The sequence below is a fragment of the Clostridium kluyveri DSM 555 genome, assembly GCF_000016505.1.
Taxonomy (GTDB): domain Bacteria; phylum Bacillota; class Clostridia; order Clostridiales; family Clostridiaceae; genus Clostridium_B; species Clostridium_B kluyveri.
Genome location: NC_009706.1, coordinates 3,224,882 through 3,247,069, shown reverse-complemented (window position 1 = coordinate 3,247,069; position 22,188 = coordinate 3,224,882). Strand labels below are relative to the sequence as shown.

The 22,188-nt window shown below is 30.5% G+C and carries 18 protein-coding genes; all 18 read left to right on the top strand.

Annotated elements, in window-relative coordinates:
* Positions 1–19: 19 nt before the first annotated feature.
* The 18 genes from CKL_RS15475 (at position 20) to CKL_RS15390 (ending at position 22,171) form a co-directional block, all read left to right on the top strand.
* Complete coding sequence (locus CKL_RS15475) at positions 20–1,105, top strand: tetratricopeptide repeat protein (RefSeq protein WP_012103523.1); 1,086 nt, start codon at positions 20–22, stop codon at positions 1,103–1,105.
* A gap of 24 nt (positions 1,106–1,129) precedes the next feature.
* The gene (galU, locus tag CKL_RS15470; RefSeq protein ID WP_012103522.1) at positions 1,130–2,056 is read left to right on the top strand and encodes a UTP--glucose-1-phosphate uridylyltransferase GalU; all 927 of its coding nucleotides are present in this window, start codon (positions 1,130–1,132) and stop codon (positions 2,054–2,056) included.
* A 178-nt stretch (positions 2,057–2,234) separates the two neighbouring features.
* Positions 2,235–4,073 carry a polysaccharide biosynthesis protein gene (locus CKL_RS15465; protein ID WP_012103520.1) on the top strand — a complete coding sequence of 613 codons (1,839 nt, stop codon included), beginning with the start codon at positions 2,235–2,237 and terminating at the stop codon, positions 4,071–4,073.
* 19 nt (positions 4,074–4,092) lie between these two features.
* On the top strand, positions 4,093–5,274 hold the full coding sequence (locus CKL_RS15460) for a glycosyltransferase (protein ID WP_012103519.1): 1,182 nt from the start codon (positions 4,093–4,095) through the stop codon (positions 5,272–5,274).
* Positions 5,275–5,279: 5 nt separating this feature from the next.
* Positions 5,280–6,401, top strand: coding sequence for a glycosyltransferase (locus CKL_RS15455; RefSeq protein ID WP_012103518.1), 1,122 nt, complete (start codon positions 5,280–5,282; stop codon positions 6,399–6,401).
* A gap of 67 nt (positions 6,402–6,468) precedes the next feature.
* Positions 6,469–7,464: a glycosyltransferase family 2 protein gene (locus CKL_RS15450; RefSeq protein WP_012103517.1), complete on the top strand. Its 996-nt coding sequence runs from the start codon at positions 6,469–6,471 to the stop codon at positions 7,462–7,464.
* Between the two features lie 36 nt (positions 7,465–7,500).
* Positions 7,501–8,790, top strand: a complete 1,290-nt coding sequence (locus tag CKL_RS15445; protein ID WP_012103516.1) for an O-antigen polymerase — start codon at positions 7,501–7,503, stop codon at positions 8,788–8,790.
* A gap of 57 nt (positions 8,791–8,847) precedes the next feature.
* On the top strand, positions 8,848–9,834 hold the full coding sequence (locus CKL_RS15440) for an acyltransferase family protein (RefSeq protein ID WP_012103515.1): 987 nt from the start codon (positions 8,848–8,850) through the stop codon (positions 9,832–9,834).
* Positions 9,835–9,988: 154 nt separating this feature from the next.
* Positions 9,989–11,542, top strand: a complete 1,554-nt coding sequence (gene murJ / locus CKL_RS15435; protein WP_012103514.1) for a murein biosynthesis integral membrane protein MurJ — start codon at positions 9,989–9,991, stop codon at positions 11,540–11,542.
* A complete protein-coding gene (locus CKL_RS15430; protein ID WP_012620875.1) occupies positions 11,535–12,773 on the top strand; it encodes a sugar ABC transporter substrate-binding protein in 1,239 nt (412 codons plus the stop codon). Before murJ (CKL_RS15435) ends, CKL_RS15430 begins: the two co-directional genes overlap by 8 nt.
* Positions 12,774–12,814: 41 nt before the next feature.
* The gene (locus CKL_RS15425) at positions 12,815–14,131 is read left to right on the top strand and encodes a nucleotide sugar dehydrogenase (RefSeq protein ID WP_012103512.1); all 1,317 of its coding nucleotides are present in this window, start codon (positions 12,815–12,817) and stop codon (positions 14,129–14,131) included.
* 52 nt (positions 14,132–14,183) lie between these two features.
* Positions 14,184–15,284, top strand: a complete 1,101-nt coding sequence (locus CKL_RS15420) for a Gfo/Idh/MocA family protein (protein WP_012103511.1) — start codon at positions 14,184–14,186, stop codon at positions 15,282–15,284.
* A gap of 52 nt (positions 15,285–15,336) precedes the next feature.
* Positions 15,337–16,086 carry an N-acetyltransferase gene (locus tag CKL_RS15415; RefSeq protein WP_012103510.1) on the top strand — a complete coding sequence of 250 codons (750 nt, stop codon included), beginning with the start codon at positions 15,337–15,339 and terminating at the stop codon, positions 16,084–16,086.
* Positions 16,087–16,106: 20 nt separating this feature from the next.
* Entirely contained in the window at positions 16,107–17,159 is a 1,053-nt protein-coding gene (gene wecB / locus CKL_RS15410) for a non-hydrolyzing UDP-N-acetylglucosamine 2-epimerase (RefSeq protein ID WP_012103509.1), read from the top strand.
* A gap of 42 nt (positions 17,160–17,201) precedes the next feature.
* Positions 17,202–18,461 (top strand): O-antigen ligase family protein, encoded by a 1,260-nt coding sequence (locus CKL_RS15405; protein ID WP_242649433.1) that lies wholly within the window; start codon positions 17,202–17,204, stop codon positions 18,459–18,461.
* Positions 18,462–18,469: 8 nt separating this feature from the next.
* Positions 18,470–19,582, top strand: coding sequence for a glycosyltransferase family 4 protein (locus CKL_RS15400; RefSeq protein ID WP_012103507.1), 1,113 nt, complete (start codon positions 18,470–18,472; stop codon positions 19,580–19,582).
* 14 nt (positions 19,583–19,596) lie between these two features.
* Entirely contained in the window at positions 19,597–21,147 is a 1,551-nt protein-coding gene (gene murJ, locus CKL_RS15395; protein WP_012103506.1) for a murein biosynthesis integral membrane protein MurJ, read from the top strand.
* Between the two features lie 49 nt (positions 21,148–21,196).
* Positions 21,197–22,171, top strand: a complete 975-nt coding sequence (locus CKL_RS15390) for an acyltransferase (protein ID WP_242649432.1) — start codon at positions 21,197–21,199, stop codon at positions 22,169–22,171.
* The last annotated feature ends 17 nt before the right edge of the window (positions 22,172–22,188 follow it).

The window sequence follows — 22,188 nt, the reverse complement described above, 5'->3', positions numbered from 1 at the left end:
TGTGCAGGTGGCAGAACTTATGAATATAAAATCTTATTTTGCAGAGAAATTGTCTAAATTATTATTTTTAGAAATAAAAAAAGAAAATATTAGAAAGATATTTAATGTTTTATTAAAAGAAGATATATATATACCTATAAATTCCAAATATATAGTAGACAGCATTAAACTACAGGATAATCTGGATAAAATACCCATGACATATTTTATAGAAGGCATGTTTTATGTGCTGGGAGCAGATGAGCAGTTTAGATTCAACAAATATTATAAAAAGATAATTTTTAAGGATAAAAATAATAATAAGTTTATAAAAAGTATAATTGGAAAAAATGTTAAAAGCAAAAATTATGAAGAAGCCTATATAATTTTGAAGGGTTTATCACAGATAGAAGATACTTTAGAGATATATGATAAACTTATAATTATGGCAGATGAAATTAGGAAAAAAAATATTATATTTAAAGAAGAGGAATTAAATATATTACAAAAGGCTAAACTTAAAGATAATTATGCTCTGCCTTATTTATATGAGGCAATTATAAAGAAAGAAGAAAGGGACTATGAAAGAGCACTGTTTTGTATAAATAACTACATAGTAAAAGGTGGAGAAGAAACCCTGGAGGTAACAGATATGAAGCAGTGGCTAAAGTCTTGTGTAAATTATGATAGAGGAAAGGAACTTTTAGAAAGTAATCCTCTGGAGGCTTTAAAGTATTTAATTCCCCTCATAGATGTTTTAGGTAACAATGCTTCTATTTATTACTATATAGCTGTGGGATACAGGATGGTTAATAATCACGAAAAAGCAATTTATTATTTGAATGAAGCTTTAAATATAGACAGCAGTTTAGTGGAAGTGGTAAATGAAATGGGAATAAATTATGCATCTTTAGGAAATTATGAAGGGGCTATAGCTTATTTAAGAAAGGCTTTTGAAGCCACTAGATCAGTGGAGATATGTACAAATCTCATATTATGTTATTTAAATTCAGGAAATCTAAAAGATGCTAAAATTCATCTGGAAATTGCAAAGAAACTAGAACCAAAAGATCAGGTGGTAGTGGAATTAGAGGGCATAATCAATAAAACGGTAGATAGAAATTAAAGATTAATTGAAAGGAGATTTATTATGAATGTAAAAAAGGCTATAATACCTGCTGCAGGACTTGGCACACGGTTTTTACCTGCTACTAAAGCCCAACCTAAAGAAATGCTTCCCATAGTAGATAAGCCCACTATACAATATATTATAGAAGAAGCTGTAGCCTCTGGAATAGAAGAAATATTGATAATAACAGGAAGAAATAAAAGGGCTATAGAAGATCATTTTGATAAATCTATAGAATTAGAAAGGGAACTAGAAAAAAAAGGGAAAGAAGATCTTCTAAAAATAGTAAGAGATATATCCAGCATATCAGATATTTACTATATAAGACAAAAAGAACCCAAAGGTCTTGGCCACGCCATAGGCTGTGCCAGAACTTTCGTAGGAAATCAACCCTTTGCGGTAATGCTTGGAGATGATGTGGTAGATAATGAAATCCCTTGTCTAAAGCAGCTTATAGATTGTTATAATGAATATAAAACTTCAATTATAGGAGTACAGGAAGTACCTAAAGAAGAAGTATACAAATATGGCATAGTGAAAGGTATGTACATAGAAAATAATGTATATAAGGTTAAAGATTTAATAGAAAAACCCAAAGTAAAAGAAGCTCCTTCAAATATGGCTATACTAGGAAGATATATAATAACTCCTTCTATATTTGAAATACTACAAAATACTACTCCAGGAAAAGGAGGAGAAATACAGCTTACAGATGCCCTTAGAACTCTGGCCAAAAATGAAGCTATGTACGCTTATACTTTTCAAGGAAGAAGATATGATGTGGGTGATAAGCTTGGATTTCTTCAGGCCACAGTGGAATTTGCATTAAAGAAAGAAGAACTAAAAAAACCTTTTATGAAATATCTTTTAGGGTTGAAAGAACAGACTGTATTTAAAGAAGTTAAGGATGAAGTAACCGATAAGGTAAAAGAGAAACAACTGCAATAAGGTAACATTTGATTTTGCTGTAATTTAACTATATGTTAAATTACAGCAAAAATGATTATGGCAATGTTAAGCTTATAGGTATAATTACTGGATGGCAAAAATATGTTGATTAATTTTCTTTATGATGTAAAATAGATAAGGAGAGTTTATATAATCAATAAATTTAGGAAGTGTTTAAATGCAGAAAGACAAAAAACTTATAGTGTATGACATATTTTTTCTCATAGCTTCTTTATATTTTGCTTTGTTACTTAGGTTTGAATTTAATGTACCATCGGAATATATGATATTTTTTAAATTGTCTGTTGTTCCTGTGGTCATAGTGACCTTGATTTGCAATAAATTTTTTAATCTATATAACAATATATGGAAATATGCATCTGTGGAAGAGTTAATTTCTATAGTGTATTCTGTATCTCTATCTAACATTATTTTCATAATTTACAGTTACTTCGTGAATTATAAGATTCTGGAAAATAGGTATTATAGATTTCCCTATACAGTACATATAATTCTCTGGATACTGTCTGTATTGGCATTGGGCGGAATAAGATTTACATATAGACTTTCTGGAGATAAAAAGGAAGAAAATTGTACAAAAAGAAGGCATAAAAATCTCCTCATAATTGGAGCAGGAGATGCCGCTGCCATGCTTATAAAAGAAATAAAAAAACATACAAATTTCAATTATAATATAATAGGTCTCATAGATGATGACAAATCTAAAAGGGGAAAACTTATAAAGGGTATAGAAGTTTTAGGGGGAAGAAATGAAATAATAGAAGTATGTAAAAATAGGCAAATAGAAGAGATAATAATTGCAATGCCTTCTGCTGAACTCCATACAAAAAGAGAAATCATAAACATATGTAAAAATACAAAGTGCAAGCTAAAAACCTTACCGGGTATATATGAAATGATAGATGGAAATATAAATATTACAAAACTTAGAGATGTAAATATAGAAGATTTGCTTGGAAGAGAAGAGGTTAAATTAAATACTCAGAATATAAGCAAATATATAAAAAATAAAATTATAATGGTTACAGGGGGAGGCGGCTCTATAGGATCTGAATTGTGCAGACAGATAGCCAAATTTCAGCCGAAACAATTACTTATATTAGATATATATGAAAATAATGTATATGATCTTGAGATGGAATTAAACTATAATTATATTGATTTAAATAAGAAAATAATTATCGCATCTATAAGAGACGGCGGCAGATTAAAAGATGTATTTAGGAAATATACCCCCCAGGTGGTTTTTCATGCAGCCGCTCATAAGCATGTTCCTCTTATGGAAGGTAATCCTCAAGAAGCAGTAAAGAACAATATAATTGGGACTTATGAGGTTTTAAAATGCTGTGATGAATTTAAAGTAGAGAAATTTGTACAGATAAGTACGGATAAAGCAGTGAATCCTACTAATGTTATGGGGGCTACAAAAAGGTTTTGTGAAATAATGGTGCAGGCTTTTAATGAAGTCAGTAAAACTGAATATGTGGCTGTGAGATTTGGGAATGTACTGGGGAGTAATGGTTCTGTAATCCCATTATTTAAAAGGCAAATAGCCCATGGAGGACCTGTTACAGTAACTCATCCTGAAATAAATAGATTTTTTATGACAATTCCAGAAGCGGCTCAATTGGTAATTCAGGCAGGTGCTATAGCTGCCGGAGGAGAAATTTTTGTACTTGATATGGGAAAACCTGTAAAAATAGTGGACTTAGCTAGAGATCTTATAACTTTGTCAGGATATGAACCGGATATGGACATAAAAATAGAATATACAGGTCTGAGACCGGGGGAGAAGCTGTATGAAGAATTACTTATGAATGAAGTAGCATTGACTTCTACAGAGCATGATAAAATATTTATAGAAAAACCTGCTAAGATAGATATGAATTTTATAGAAAAATCTATTGGTGAATTTAAAGAAGTGTTAGATCAGGATAAAGAGCAGATAATTCAGCTTATAGAAAAAAAAGTTCCTACTTATAAGAGAAAAAAATAACAAAAGGATGAATAAGCCCATGAAGAATATACTAATTATTTCCCATATGTATCCCTCACCTTCAAATAGTGTTTTGGGTATTTTTGTCCATAAACAGGTGCAGAAGCTTATAAATGAGGGCTGTAAAGTTAAGGTAATATGTCCGGTACCCTACGTACCATCTTTTTTAGGTATAATAAAAAAATATAAAGCTTATATTGATATTCCCGCTAAAATATTTCTTGATGGGGTGGAAGTTTTTTATCCGAGATACATAGAGTTCCCACGGGGAGTGTTTTTGCAATATTCTGGAATTTTTATGTATCTTGGCATAAAAAGAACTATAAATGAATTATATAATAGATTTAAGTTCAATGTCATACATGCACATACTGCTATACCCGTGGGTTTTGCCAGTATTTTTTTAAGTAAAAAATACAATGTACCCTTTGTGGTAACCATTCATGGTCAGGATTTTCAGTATACAATAAAAAAGAATAGTATGTGTAGAAAAAGTGTATTTAAAGTTTTAAAAGATGCAGACAAAATAATAACTGTCAGTAATAAATTAAAAAATGTTATAACAGAAAAGCATATTTTAAATAAAACCGTAGTTATAAATAATGGGATAAACCCTGAGGAATATGTAATAAATGAACAAGTTAAATTAAAAGGAAGTCACATAATGCTAAGTGTGTCTGCCTTAATAAAAACCAAAGGTATAGATTTAAATATAAAAGCAGTATCGGAACTTATAAAAACATATCCAGATTTAGTATATTATATAATTGGGGATGGAGAAGAAAATAGAAATTTAAGAAAACTGGTAAATGATCTGAATCTAAATAGAAATGTGGTTTTTTTAGGTAGATTGCCTCATTCTAAGGTAATAAAATATATGTCTTCAAAATGTGATGTTTTTTCACTTCCCAGCTGGCAAGAAGGATTTGGAATAGTATATATAGAAGCTATGAATAGTGGAATACCGGTTATAGGGGTCAGGGGTCAGGGGATAGAAGATGTTATTGAAGATAAAAAGAATGGATTTTTAGTTGAACCCCATCAGGTGGAAGATTTGGTTTTTACCATAGATTATATATTAAGTCATAAGTCTGAAGCCAGAATTATAGGACAAAATGGTAAAAATACTGTATTAAAAGAATTTACCTGGCTTAGAAATGCACAAAAAACTATTGATATATACAATGAAATTATGAGGTGAAGAAAGTGAATATTGCAATGATATTGACCAATGGATTTGATCCGGATCCTAGAGTATATAAAGAGGCAAAGTCACTGAGAAAACTTGGCCACAAAATAACTATTTTATGCTGGGATAGAGAGGGAACTTACATAGATAAACCGGAAGAGGATTTAGATGGAATACATATAGTAAGATTTTTTGGAAATGCAGAATATGGTACAGGATATAAGCAAATTTTTAAATTTTTAAATTTCAAAGAGGATGTATACAAGTATTTAAAAGATAAAGATTTTCAGGCGCTGCACTGTCATGATTTTGACGGACTTTTTATAGGCTATAATATAAATAAAAGGCTTAAATTAAAGCTTACATATGATGAACATGATTTGTTTTACATGTATTTTTACAACAGAAAGGGACTTCTAAATAAAATTATATACCATTTTATTATTTTACTGGAAAGACACATGGTAAAAAAGGCGGATACCCATATAGTAGTTACTCCTAAGATGAAGGAAGCTTATAAAAAGATAAGTAAAAATATTTACATAGTAAATAATGCACCTTATAAAAGTTTATTTAATCATATAGAAAAAACTTCAGATAATCTACTTAGGATTGGATTTATAGGTTCTGTTAGATATTATGATGAGATAAAGGCACTAATTGATGCGGCTCAGAAATATGATAAAGCTGTAAAGGTGATAATTTGCGGGTGGGGGATATATGCAGAACAACTTGCAGGGTATTCTAAAAAATTTTCAAATGTAGAAATAAAAGGTGCTTACAATATAAGTGAACTTGAAGAACTGTATAAAAATATAGATATAACTTATGCCTTTTATCCAGGAGATACGGCTACCATATCAATGCCCAATAAGTTTTATGAAAGCATAATAACAGAGACACCTATTATTGCCAATAAAGTTACGGAGTTTGGGCATGAGGTTTGGAAAAATAATTTTGGCTATGGAATAGAAGGAAAAAATCTTAAAGAAGAAATAGAACATATTATAGAGAAACTTCTAAAAGATCCGGCGGAAAAAAATAGTATAATAGAAAATATGAGAAAGGCAAAAAATAATTATTTCTGGGAAAGCAATGAATCAAAATTAAATGCTATATATACAATTTGCAATTCATGATTCACAGTGCACAATTGCAGTGATTATTTTCGGCTTTGAAACAGAAAATTGATTAAAGGAGATTCATATGTATAAAGAACATACGGTTTCAATAATAATTCCTGTGTATAATGAAGAACTTTATATAGAGAAATGTTTAAAATCTATAATTGATCAAACTTATGAAAATATTATTGAAATATTAGTAATAGATGGTATGTCCACGGACTCTACAAGAGATATATTGAAAAGTTTTGAAAATGAAAAAATAGCTTTAATAGATAATGAAAAGAAAATTCAATCTGCGGCTTTAAACAAGGGAATAAAAATGTCAAAAGGAGATATAGTGGTTAGAGTCGATGCCCATGCATTATATGATAAAAATTATGTAAGGGAATGTGTAAATACATTAAATAAATTTAAAGAGGATAGTGTGGTAAATGTGGGAGGACCTACTTATTTGCTTACTTCAAAATCCTATGTGGAAAACTGTATTGTTTTTCTTCATGAAAGCAAATTTGGGATAGGTGTAGCCAAATTTAGACAGAAGGATTATGATGGCTTTGTAGATACAGTTTGGAATGGAGCTTTCTACAGGTGGATATTTGATGAAATTGGTTTTTATAATGAAAATTTTACAAGAAGTGAAGATAACGATTTAAACAATAGAATATTAAAAAGAGGATATAAAATATATCAAAATAAAAATATAATAGCCTACTATAAACCTAGAAGCAGTATAAAGAAGATATTATCTCAAAATTATGGCAATGGCAGGGCAATAGGTGAATCCCTTATTAATAACAGAGATATAGTGAGAATGAGACATCTTGTACCCTTAATATTTTTTCTCACTATAATAATATTTGGATTAAGCTATAAACTTTTTTTGGCAAGTAAAATAATAGAGATTGCGGCTTTAGGAAGCTATTTTATTGTAGATATGGTAGAATGTATAAAAATAGGTGTAAAAAACGGGGTGGAATATATACCTTTAATGTTTATACTATTTTTTTTACTTCACATTATGTATGGCTTAGGGACTGTAGTTGGCTTTTTTACTGGCTTAAAAAAAGCATATTAGAAAACAAATAACCAGTGAAAGGAAGGATATTCCAAAATGATACATAAAATCTGTAATAGAGGAAATGAAAACAGTAAGATAACCTCATTCATTTTATACATAGTTATGATAGCCGGATTAACAATAGGATACATTGGATCCATTACATATTATAAATCCTTTAATTTCATAATAAATGCAGGTATTTTAAAAAGAGTATTTGTTATGGCACCTTTATTTGTAATTATAGTTTACACCTTAATATTTTTAGTACCTTCAAAAATTGATAAACTGTCAAGTCTATACTGGTTTTTATTTTTAACTTTAAATATAATACCTCTTTTAATAGTATATATTATGAGTGGACTGGCAGAGAGTAAAAATTCAGAAATATATATATATCTAATAACCTTTATTGCTGTAATAGGTATATTACTCGTAAGTAAACCGGATTTTAAAATTCCACAAATTAAAATCACCCCTAAAGTATTCTGGATAGGTATCATAGCTTTCATGGTAATTGGATATTCATATCTGGTGTATACCTTAGGGCTTCCTACTAACATAATAGAAGCTTTTAAAGATGTATATGGTGTAAGATTAAATTATAGAGACACAGCAGGAAGATTTGACGATTATTTTATACAATGGCTTGGCAATGTAATAAATCCTTTTATACTTACATTTTTAATATATAAGAAAAAATATAAGCTTATATTTATACCATTTATACTTCAATTGGTTCTATATGGATATGCAGCCTATAAGAGTCAGTTTGCTGTTTTACTTTTGGCTCCATTTTTTGCTGTGATTTTAAAAGGAGGAATAAAGAGAAGCTTTATAGAAAAAATGATGCTTTTATCTATAGTAGTAGGTCTTGTTGCATTTTATTTTAAAAAATTATCCATATATCTTCTCATAATTATAAGAATATTTTTATTTCCTCCATTAATAGCCCTGGAGTATTATGATTTTTTCTGGATGTATCCTAAGATGTTATTATCGCACAGTATATTTGGACACTTCTTCAAAAATATATACAATATGGATCCTAATTTTTATATGGGAACAGTATATTATGGAAGATCTGATATGAGATTAAATGTAACCTGGTATGGAGATGCATATATGAATTTTGGTATTATAGGAGTAATTCTATTTGCCGTACTTTTGTATTTTATAATGATAGTCATAAAGTCTGTAGAAAATAAAAATATATTTTTAGTATCTGCACTGCTCTTTGGAGGTGTAATGGCATTATTTAATGGACCTATATTGACTACTCTGCTTACCAATGGACTGGGACTTGGATTACTTCTGGCATACCTGATGCCCGAAAAAATATAATTGCTCTTCGATTGTGAACCGTGAATTGTGAATTGTAATAGAGGGTGGTAATTTATTATGAAAAAATATTATAAAGATATGGATATAGCCAGGGGAATAGGTATATTTTTAGTGGTTCTTGGACATTCTTTTCCCGATGCACAATTTAATGGAAGTGTTTTCTATGCTTACATATATAGACTTATATATTCATTCCACATGCCCTTGTTTTTTGTTATATCAGGTTTTTTTGCCTATAAGATATATGAAATAAGTACTTTAAAAAGTTATGGCAGATTTGTTTATGGCAAATTTAAAAGACTTATGATTCCCTATATTTCCGTATCTTTAATTGCAGTACCTATAAAGCTGTATATGAATAACTATGCTGTAAGGCCTATAAAATTAAATGATTTAATAATGAATATAATATTTTATCCTTTAGATATTCCTATACAATATTTTTGGTTTATATACACTTTGTTTTTTATATTTGCAGTAGCACCACTATTTAAAAAACTTCCTTTAAACATAGCTCTTTTAGTAACTTTAATATTAAATTTACTATTTACAAGACAAATAGGATTTATGTATGTTTATGGGATAGTCCACTATTTATTTTATTTCTTCTTTGGAATTTACTTGCATAGTACATATAAAACATGGTCAAATATTAAGAACAAACAGATAATAATTGCAGCATTTTCCATAGTCATTGTAATCTTAAATTTAAATTCCTTCCAGCCTACAAAGGTAATGTATCCTTATCATAATCTGATTACTTCTCTTTTGGGAAGCAGTATATTTTTAATGCTGTCAAATTTAATAGTGAATGGTTCTGTAGGAAGGTTATTTAAAAATATAGGAAAATATAGTTATGATATTTATCTATTATCCTGGTTTTTTCAAACAGGAGTTAGAGTAGTAACTTATCAAGTGATGGGCTTTAATTACAATATAGTAATTCTCATAATGTTACTGGCAGGATTTTTGCCTATAATGGTGTCTATGTATATTTTCAATAAAAATCAGCTGCTTAGCAAAATATTTTTAGGACATAAATGAAAAATGAGTTATCAATTGTTGGCTAAATACTAGAATTATTAACTCATTGTATATGAAATTAATTAGTGATAAAATACTTAAAGATAGAATCTATTGTTTTTAAATATATAAAAATACTATTAAATTGTTGCTGAAAGATTATTTGGAGGAAAACATGAAAAAAGATAAACTTGTTAAAGCTGCTGGAGTAGTAATGGTGATTTCAATGGCAAGCAGAGTAATGGGGTTTGTGAGAGATGTACTTATTGCCAGTGCCTTTGGTGCATCTAATAGTTCAGATGCATATTTTATGTCACTTACAATACCAAATCTTCTGTTTAATTTATTTGGGCTTGCCATTACTACTACTTTTATTCCTCTACTTAGTGAAAGTTATAATAGAGAGGGCAAGGAGGGAATGTTCAAATTTGCTAATTCAATAATGAATATTCTCATGCTGATCTCAATTGTTCTATGTGTGCTGGGGTGGATATTTACCAAAGAAATAGTAGCTGTTATTGCACCGGGCTTTACAGGAGAAAGATATTCTTTAGTTATATTCTTAACAAAAATAAGTATGATAAATATATTGTTTTTGAGTTTAAACAGCGGCTATACTGCAGTGCTTCAAACACTAGATGATTTTGTGGCACCGGCACTGGTTGGCATAGTGATGAATATACCTATAATAACTTACATATTAATTGGAAATCACCATGGAATTGTAGGACTTACTGCAGCTACAATGCTTGGAAATGGACTTCAGATAGTAATACAAATTCCCTGGCTTATAAGAAATAAATATAAATATAGTTTTAAAATAGATTTTAAAGATACAAAGATAAAAAAAATGCTTATGCTTATTGCACCGGTCATTATAGGAACGGGAGTTAATCAGGTAAATGAAGTAGTTCAAAAGAGAATGGCTTCCGGTCTTGCAGTGGGAAGTATAGTAGCCCTGGATTATGCCAATAAATTGAATATGCTTGTGTATTTTACTTTTGCATCTGCCATAGTTACAGTAATATTTCCTTCTCTATCTAGAAGTGGAAATCTGAAAAAATATGATGAATTTAAAGAGCATGTAAGTAGTGCAGTAAATAATATCAATATTATAGTGATTCCAGCCATAATAGGGCTTTTGATACTTAGAATTCCTATAATAAGCGTACTTTTTATGCACGGTGCTTTTGATGAAAAGGCAGTTAACATGACTGCAGAAGCCCTTTTTTTTCTAATATCCGGTTTGGTATTTTGGGGCATAAGAGATATATTTAATAGATCTTTTTACGCTATTCAGGATACTACTACTCCTATGATAAATGGAGCTATAGGTGTAGGGGTAAATATAATCATGAGTATAGTACTGGTTAAAAAGATGGGAATAGGGGGACTCACATTAGCCACTACAATTTCTGCTCTTGTAAGCTGTGTACTTCTTGTGAAGGATTTAAGAAAGAAAATTGGAAATATTAATGGTGTTAATATGCTTAAATGTGGAATTAAAATATTGACTTCAGGATTAACCATGGGTGTAGTTATATTTTTTATAAATGATTATTTAACACAACTTTTGATAGGATTTAAAGGTCAAATGATAATAATATTGATTTCAATTGTAGTTGGTGTTTTAGTATATGCAGCGATGCTGCTGCTTTTAAAGGTAAATGAACTTAACACTATAATAGACTTAATTAAGAGAAAATTTAAAAGAACAAAATGTGTTTAACATACAAAATGTAAGTGAAAAGGAGAAGAAAGTTCCTATGAGAAGATTTTGCAAATATCTCTGTACTTTATTAATATGTATACTTTTCCTAGGGGGATGTACCAATACCCAGGGGGACAAAAAAGAAATAGTTATCTGGTCACATCTCACAGATGCTGAAATAGCAGAACTTAGAATTTTGGCAGACAAATGGTCTGAAACTTCTGGTTATAAGGTTAAAATTCATTCTGATAAAGGAGATAACAGAGCTTATATAGAAGCGGCAAAGCGTGGCATAGAGCCAGATATAGAGTTCGGTGTATCCCATGATAGAATGGAAAAACTAAATAGTGAAAAGTTATTAGCCCAGGTTCCTGACAATTTAATAGATAAGAACAAGTATGTATCTTCCTCCCTTGAGACTGTTACCTTTGGAAATAAAATGTATGGAATACCTATATCTATAGAAACCTATGGACTTTATTATAATAAAAACAAGGTTAAGAAGGTGCCTGAAACTTTAGAGGAATTGATTTCCCAAGGGGAGAAACTGGGATTCCAATATGATATAAATAACTTTTATTTAAGCTTTCCTATATTACAGGCCAATGGGGCATACATATTTAAAAAACAAAATGGAAGTTACAATGTAAAAGATATAGGACTAAATAATGAAGGGGCAATTAAGGGATATACCATGATTAGAGATATGGTTCGAAAATATAAATTAATGCCTGAAAATATAGAAAGCATAACTGCCAGAAATAGTTTCAAAAATGGAGAGACCAGCTTTTATATAAGTGGTTCCTGGGATTTGGAAGAGTTAAATAAATCAGGACTGAACTATGGGGTGGCAGCCTTTCCAAAATATAATGGAAAACAGATGATGTCTTTTATTACATCACAGGTGGTCTATGTAAGTTCAAAGTCAAACTATAAAGAAAAAGATTGGGAGCTTGTAAACTATCTTATTAATAATTCCAAGGGAAAATTATTTGATATAACAGGCAGAATTCCTCCTTTTAAAATAGATTATAATATAAAAGAAGTTAAAGATAGTGAAAAGTTAAAAACCTTTATAGAGCAGTCACAATATGGGGAAGTACTGCCTAATGTATCTGAAATTCAGGCACTTCAGGATGCCAATAAGATAATGATGGAGCTAACTGCAGGTAAAATAACTCCAGAGGAATGCGGTAAAAAAATAGAACAAAATATACTGGACTTTATTGTGAAAGAAAAACAAAAGTAAGAAAAGATTCATGAACTAGCTTAAATGAGGAGGTTAGGGTAATGTCACGGTTAAAAAAAGAACTGGTAAAAAAGATAGAAGATAAAAAAGCTAAATTAGGGGTAGTGGGGTTAGGTTATGTAGGGCTTCCACTGGCGGTGGAGAAGGCCAAAGCTGGATATAAAGTTATTGGCTTTGATGTTCAGAGTAAGAAAGTAAAGCTTGTAAATGAAGGACACAATTATATTGGAGATATAGTAGATTCAGATCTTGAAAAATTGGTTGAGTCAGGTTCTCTTAAAGCCACTACAGATTTTAGTTTTGTAGAAGATGTGGATGTGGTCTCTGTGTGTGTTCCAACCCCTTTGGATAAATATAAACAGCCAGATATATCTTATGTAGTGAATTCTGGAAAAAGCATTGCAAGGTATTTGCATAGGGGAATGCTTGTAGTTCTTGAGAGTACCACCTATCCCGGTACTACAGAAGAAGTGTTAAAACCCATACTTGAAGAAGGTGGATTAAAATGTGGAGAGGATTTTTTTCTAGCTTTTTCACCGGAAAGAGTAGATCCCGGCAATAAGAAATTTAAGACTAAGAATACTCCAAAGGTGGTAGGAGGATGTACTAAAGAGTGCACGGAAGTGGCAGCAACTTTATATAGAAATATATTGGAAAGTGAAATATATACTGTATCTTCGCCAGCTGTAGCAGAAATGGAGAAGATACTTGAAAATGTATTTAGGAATATCAATATAGGTCTTGCCAATGAAATGGCAATACTATGTAAGAGAATGGGCATAGATGTATGGGAAGTTATAGATGCAGCTAAAACTAAACCCTATGGATTTATGCCGTTTTATCCGGGGCCAGGTCTTGGAGGGCATTGTATACCTCTTGATCCATCATATTTATCCTGGAAAGCTAAAGAATATGATTATCATACCAAGTTGATAGAAACCTCTGGGGAGATAAATGACCTAATGCCGGAATTTGTTGTGGATAATGCCATGAAGCTTTTAAATGACCATAAGAAAGCAATGAATGGTGCAAAGGTACTTATTATGGGAATGTCCTATAAAAAGGATATAGACGATTTAAGAGAATCACCGTCCCTTAAAGTAATAGATCATCTGGAGAAAAATGGAGCAGAGGTTATCATAAATGATCCTTATATTTCTGAGTTTAAACACAAAGGCAAGTTATACCATACAGTAGATTGGGAAGAAGTAATAGATGGATCAGATATAGTAATTATAACCACAGATCACAGCTGTTATGATTATGAAGGTATAGCAGAGAGAGCTAAAATAGTTTATGATACAAGAAATGCCACTAAAGATGTAAAAAACAACAGGAATAAAATACATAAGCTATAGTTAATAGTTATAATTCAATATACTAATTAATTATTTTTAAGAGGTGTTTTTAATGAAAAAATTAAAGTTTGCTATCATAGGCTGCGGCAGAATTTCCTATAAACATGTGGAGGCTTTAAGGGCTAATTATGAAGAAGCTGTTTTAGTAGCCTTGTGTGATATAGTAGAAGAAAAAACTGAAAAGTTAAAAAGTGAATACGTAGAAAAATTGAAAAAGGACGAAAAAGTGGCTCTTTATACAGATTATAAGGAGATGCTGCAATTAGAAGATATAGATGTGGTGACTATAGCCACTGAAAGTGGATATCATTTTGAAATAGCCACATATTGTATGGATAATAAGAAACATGTTATATGCGAAAAACCTATGGCACTTTCTTCGAAAGATGCAGAGAAAATGATAAATTGCAGTGAAAGAAACAATGTTAAGCTGTGCGTAAGTCATCAAAATAGATTTAATAAGCCAATTAGACAGCTTAGAGAGGCAATTGAAGGTAATAGATTTGGAAAGCTAATAAACGGAACTGCCAGAATACTATGGAATAGGAATATGGATTATTATAAACAGGCACCATGGAGAGGCACCTGGAAGCTTGACGGGGGAACTCTTATGAATCAATGTATACATAATATTGATCTGCTTCAATGGATGATGGGTGGAGAAGTGGATACGGTATATTCCCAGTGTGATACTTTTTTAAGAGATATAGAAGGAGAAGATTTCGGGGCTGTTATAATAAGATTTAAAAATGGAGCCATAGGAATAGTTGAAGGAAGTGCTTGTGTTTATCCAAGAAATTTAGAAGAAACTCTAAGTATATTTGGAGAAAAGGGTACAGTGTGCATAGGTGGCCTTGCGGTAAATAAAATTGAAACCTGGAAATTTGAAGATCATAAGGATATAGATGATGAAATATTAAAATCTCAGCAGGGTGATCCAGATACTGTTTATGGATTTGGACATATACCACTTTTCAAAGATATGATAGATGCTGTAAACCTTAATGGAAATCCTCTTGTAGATGGAAAGCAGGGTAAAAAAGCATTGGATATAATTTTGGCTGCATATAAATCAAGAGCTGCAGGAATGCCTGTAAAATTTCCTGTGGAAGATTTTTCTACTATGGATATGGTTTCAATTAAGAATAAGTAAAGTATATTTTAGATACTTTTAAAGTATGCAGTAATTTAGGAGGGTAGAACCCATGTGTGAAAATTATATATCTAATACTTCCCAAATTGGACGTAATGTAACTATAGGAAAATTTTCAGTTATTGAAGATGAAGTGGTTATAGGAGATAACTGTATCATAGGTCATAATGTGATAATACATAGAGGAAGTGAAATTGGAAAAAATGTAAGAATAGATGACAACACTGTAATTGGAAAACAGCCTATGAGAAGCATAAACAGTATATTTAAAGATGAAGATAAGTTTCCACCTGCTGTGGTAGATGACAGCTGTTTAATAGGTGCAGGAGTTATAATATATTGTGGATGCAGCATAGGACAGCATACACTAATTGCAGATTTAGCTACAGTTAGGGAAAATGTTACAGTAGGTAGTAAAACAATAATAGGCAGAGGAGCAGCTGTTGAGAATTTCTGTAAAATAGGTTCTAGTTGTAAGATTGAAACTAACGTATATATCACCGCCTATTCACAAATTGAAGATAATGTGTTTATTGCCCCGGGAGTTGTAACTTCAAATGATAATTTTGCTGCCAGATCTAAGGAGAGATATAAGCATTTTAAAGGAGTTACCGTTAAAAGAGGCGGAAGAATAGGAGCGCAGGCTACTATTCTTCCAGGAAAAATTATAGAAGAAGATGGATTTGTGGCAGCAGGAAGCGTAGTTACAAAAAATGTAAAAAGCGAAAATATAGTTGCAGGGAATCCAGCTAGAAAATTAAAAAAGGTTCCAGAAGATCAACTTCTTAAAAATCAGCAGTGAATTTAATAGGGAGGAAATAAATGAAAATATTAACGGTTGTAGGGGCTAGACCTCAATTTATTAAAGCCTCTGCAGTATCTAATGTAATAAGAAAGTGCCATAAAGAAATATTGGTTCATACAGGGCAGCATTATGATGAAAATATGTCCCAGGTATTTTTTGAAGAACTAAATATACCAAGACCAGATTATAACTTGGAAGTGGGATCGGGAAATCATGGAAAACAAACGGGAACCATGCTTATAAAGCTGGAAGAGATATATATAAAGGAAAAACCGGATTTTGTACTTGTTTATGGAGATACTAATTCAACTTTAGCAGGTGCTCTCTGTGCAAGTAAGCTTTTAATTCCCCTAGCCCATGTGGAGGCCGGTCTTAGAAGCTTTAACAGGAAAATGCCTGAGGAACAAAACAGGGTAATTACAGATAGGTTGTCTAATATTTTATTTGTTCCTACAGATTCTGCTGTTGAAAATTTAAAAAGAGAGGGTATTAAAGAAGGCATATATAATGTAGGGGACGTAATGTTTGATGCAATTTTAAATTTTAAAAAACTGGCAGAAAATAAAAATGAGATCATTAAAGAGCTTGCTTTACAAGACAAGGAGTATATACTTACCACTATACACAGAGCAGAGAATACAAATTATATAGAGAGGCTGAAAAATATAGTAGAAGCTTTAAATGAATGTGGCAAACCCGTAGTTCTGCCTCTTCACCCTAGAACCAAAAAATACATGACAGATTATGGATTGAAATTTAATGATAATATAAAAGTTATAGAACCTATAGGTTATTTGGAAATGATAAACCTGGAAATGAATTCACAAAAGATAGTTACAGACAGCGGAGGAGTTCAAAAAGAGGCTTTCTTTATGAAAAAGCCATGCATAACTATGAGAGATGAGACAGAATGGGTGGAAACTGTAGAGAATGGATGGAACATAGTAGTAGGCACAGATAAAAATAAAATATTAGATGGCATAATGAATTTTATACCAGATAAAACCCAAAAAAATATATTTGGAAAAGGAGATGCTGCCATTAAAATACTCGAAGTACTAAACAAATGATTCTTACAGAAGATATTTTAAGGAAGAGGTGAGATTTTGTTTTTGGATAGATTATTGTATTTATTTATGTGTGCCTATGTAATATTATTACCTTTATTAAGCAGTAGTAAAGTATCTATAATGAGAGTTCATATTCCTCCTGCAGATTGTATACTTGCTTTAATTATACTTGTTTATATAGTGAAATTTATAGTTTCTAAAGAATGCAGAAAAAGATTTTTTTCTGGTATGAAGGATTTTTTCACCAGTTATTTGACTATATTTATGAGTATACTGGCTATTATGATGATTGTTTCTATAAGCTATGCAGGTGAAAAAACGATAGCTTTAAGTGAAAGTTTTAGATTTATATCCTATATAATATTGTTTTTTATAATTAAATATGAATATAATAAAAAGGAATTTTTAAATGGAATACTGGGTTCTTATATAGTTACAAGTGCTGTATTATGTTTGTATGGTATTTATCAGCATTTTACAGGATTTGGATTGAGTGGAAAATTCGAAAATTATGGCTATGCCAGATTTAAAATAATGGCCACTATGGATAATCCAAATAATTTGGCAGCTTTTTTAATATTGGCTATCTTTCCTTTAGTTATGCTGAGTATATATGAAAAGGAGAGAATAAAAAAGCTGTTATACATTTTATTGACAATTCTAATGCTTTTTAACATAGCATTTACAGGTTCAAGAAATGCTATTATTGGAATAGTAGTGGGAATGGTAGTATTGATTGTTTTATATAGTTTCAAATTAATTATACCTCTTTTTGTAGTAGGAATTATAGCATTGTTTGTTCCAGGCATAAAGGATAGAATTTTTGCTATAAGTGATCCTGTGCAGAATCAATCCAGAATATATCTTTGGAGTATTGCAAAAAAGATGATAGTGGATCATCCTATATTTGGAGTGGGGAATGGAAACTATGTAAGCCTATATGATAAATATGTGGAAATATACCCACAATATAAATTTTATGGATACAGCAGATATCCGTGTCATAATTCTTACTTGAAAATTGAAAGTGAACTTGGAATTATAGGAGGCATATCCTTTGCGGCAGTACTTGTTTCCTCTTTAATTCAGGTTAAGATATTTATAAATACTGTAAAAAGTAATTTCTATAAGTATTTTTATACAGGATTTCTGGCTTCCATGATAGCATTTTATGTTATGAATTTATTTGACAACTTGTTTTTTGTACCTAAAACTACTACATATTTTTGGATATTATTAGCTGTATCCCAGGGAATGATGTACAGAGAAAAGAACAGTAGTATTTTTGTAAAGCTATTTTAATAGTGGGGGTGGAAAATATTAGAGTACTACAGATTATATCTTCAAATGATACTGGTGGGGGAGGAATGCATGTATTGAATTTGGCCCTTTACTCAAAGGACATGTTTCATTGTATTATTGGAACTTTGGGAGGAGGAGAACTTTATAAAAGAAGTAAAAGCTTAAAAATAGATACAGTAAAGTTTGAAAAAAATCCAACCCATGGAAAAGATATAATGGATTATATAGTACAAAATGATATCCATATTGTAAATTTTCACGGGGCAAAGCCTTTCTTCCTACATTATTTTTTGAAAAATAACGTAAAAATACCTACAGTTGCCACACTACACAGTGATTATAGAAAAGACTTTTTGAATAATAAAATGAAGCATTTATTTTTCACCCCTTTAAGTTTCATAGGATTAAAAAGTTTTAAAAACTATATATGTGTTTCCAGTTACCTTAAAAATTTACTTCAGAAAAATAATTTTATAGGGAAAAAATTCATAGTAAGTAATGGAATGGATTTTAACCATATAAATATAAGCTGTTCAAGGGAAAATATAAGAAGAAAATATGGAATTTCAGAAAATGATTTTGTATATGTAAATGTAGCCAGGATGCATCCTGTAAAAAACCAATTATCTCTTATAAAGGCTTTTAGTCTGCTTGAAGAACGCAGAGAAAATGTAAAGCTTGTTATAGTTGGAAATGGTTCTATGGAGGAGAAATTGAAAAAAGAAATACTGCAGTTAAATTTACAGCATAAAGTAATACTCACAGGATATAAAGAAAATGGTATAGATTTTATAAATGCAGGAGAAGTAGGAGTTTTAACTTCTTTCAGTGAAGGGGGAGCCCCTCCTATGGTTTTACTTGAAAGTGCCGCAGTAAAAAAATTTTTTATAGCTCCAGATGTAGGAAGCATAGGAGAAATGGTAGGCAGAGATTTAATTTATTTAGTAAAACCCTCATCTATAGAAGATATATATGAAAAAATGGAATCAGCTTATGATAAAAGAGACCAAATTGCTCTTATGGGGCAAAATTTATACAATAATATCATAGATAGGTTTTCCATAGATAATTTTTGCAGGCAATACCTAGAAGCATATAATACAATACTTTCAGAAAGATAGTTGGAGTGAAAATAATGACAGGAAAAAAAGTAATAAAAGGTTCCGCTGTAGTTATGCTTTTGATAATCATAGGAAAAATTTTAGCACTAATAAGAGATGCCCTTATAGCTGCAAAGTTTGGGGCAACCTATACTACAGATATATATAATTTTGCCCTTGGGATAGTGTATTTACTCACTACGGTAAGCTATGGACTTACCACTACTTTCATACCACTCCATTGGGAACATATGCAAAAAGGTAACAAAAAAGAAAGAAACAATTTTGTAAATAATATAATAAACATATCTTCTCTTTTTACTATAATCCTAACTGTGCTGCTTATAGTATTTTCCAAACAAATAATATATATTTTTGCTCATGGATTTACATCAAGTAATTTAATATTTAATGAATCCGTTGAAATAGTCAGGATATTACTCATATCTTTGATATTTGTAACTCTTCAAAGTGTGGTTACGGGAGTACTTCAATCCCATAAAAATTTTTATGAACCTGCAGCTATGGCACTGATGTCTAATTTGGTATATATAATATATCTTATATTTTTAACCTCTAAATATGGAATGAAGGGCTTTGCAATAGCAACAGTGATGGGATTTTTCATTCAATTTGCAATAAATATACCAAGGTATAGAAAGTTAGGCTATGGTTACAAATTTATGCTGGATTTTAAAGATAAATATGCAGTTCAGATGTTTAAGATGATGATACCTGTGATTGTAAGTACTTCATTGATTCAACTAAATGTGTTTGTAAATAGATCTTTTGCAACCAATATATATTTTGGAGCCGTTACAATCTTAGATTATGCAAACAAAGTTAATACTTTGGCCTATGAGGTTTTTGCCATTGGAATAGCTATGATAGTATATCCGACTCTATCTGAATTGGCAGCTAAAAACAATACTGCAGAATATAAAAAAGCTCTTGCAACTTCTATAAATGCTATAATGATAATAATGGTACCTGCGGCAGTTGCCATAGGGATATTGAGACATCCCCTTATAGATATAATTTTCAAAAGGGGGGCTTTTACTTTGCAGGCTGCTAATTTAACTTCCAGTACACTGCTTTTTTATTGCCCTGCCATGGTAGCTTATGGATTAAGGGATATTTTCAATAAGGCCTTTTATTCTATTAAAGATGTAAAAACTCCCATGATAAATAGTTTTATAGGAATAGTTTTAAATATAATTATAAATTTTTTTATAATAAAATATATGGGAGTATCAGGACTGGCACTAGCTACATCTATATCTGCCACTATAACTACTTTGCTTATGATGTGGAATTTAAATAAAAAATTGAAAGGCATAGAACTTGGCAGAATATTTGTTGGTTTTTCCAAGATAACTCTCTCATCAATTGTAATGGGTATAACCATATATATTATAAACAATATATGCAGGAGTATAATTTCTTCTATTATAATAGGAAATCTAATTTCCATAGGGATGTGTTTTATATTTGGGATTGTAATTTATTTTATATGTTTATATTTTTTCAAGGTTGAAGGATTTACATATTTAGTTGATGAACTTAAGATGAAAATTTCAAAATAATTATTATGTAAAGAAGGCGGTGGGGATTATCAAAAAACGTGTTTTGGAAATGGATGTAATCAGGGCAGCTTCTATAGTGGCAGTAATAGTATTACATGTTTCTGCTACTGTGCTTTACAGATGCAGGCCCTATTCTACTACTTATGATATAACATTTTTTTTAAATCAGCTCTCAAGATTTTCTGTTCCTGCCTTTATAGTTGTTTCAGGAATGGGATTGACTATAAATTATAAAAAGGATTCCAGCTATTCGGAATTCATAGTTAAAAGATTTTTGAAAATTGTACCCCAGTATGTATTGTGGTGTATTCTATATGTATTAATCATAACTAAAAATTTTAATATATATAGTGATTTAAGTGATATGGTATACGGAAATGTATTTTATCATTTTTATTTTGTACCTTTAATTATAGAATTTTATATTATATTTCCCTTTATATATAAATTTATGGGGAAAAGATGGTGGCTTTTTTTGAGTCTCCTTGTTACCTCTTTTTTCTTAATATATTTTTATTATTTTAAAGCCCAAGCATCAGAACAGTGGTTCTGGAATAAGAAAAATTTATGTTACTGGCTTTTTTATTTTTCTCTGGGAGGCTACATGGGGAAAAATATTGAAAGTATTTCTGAAAAGTTAAATAAATATAGACCTGTAATTTTAATTATGTTTTTATTATCAATATTTATAGTACTTTATAATTTTATACCTGGTAATCAATATAATAAAGACATAGACTGCATTACTACATTTCAACGTCCGGCAGTGCTTGTATATTCTACATTATTTATATTGTTTATATTTAGTTTAAGGTGGAAAAAAGGATTTTTTATGGATATAATAAAGTATATATCTAATACTTCTTATGATATTTATTTATCCCAATCAGGTATACTGTATTTATATGGACAGTACTATACAGTAAAATATGGGAATATGGGAAATCTGCACTTTTTTTTAAGTGCTTTTATAGTTACATTTTTTGGTGCTGTGGTCTTGAATAGGTTGAAAAAGGTATTATAGAATATTCTATAGAGTGA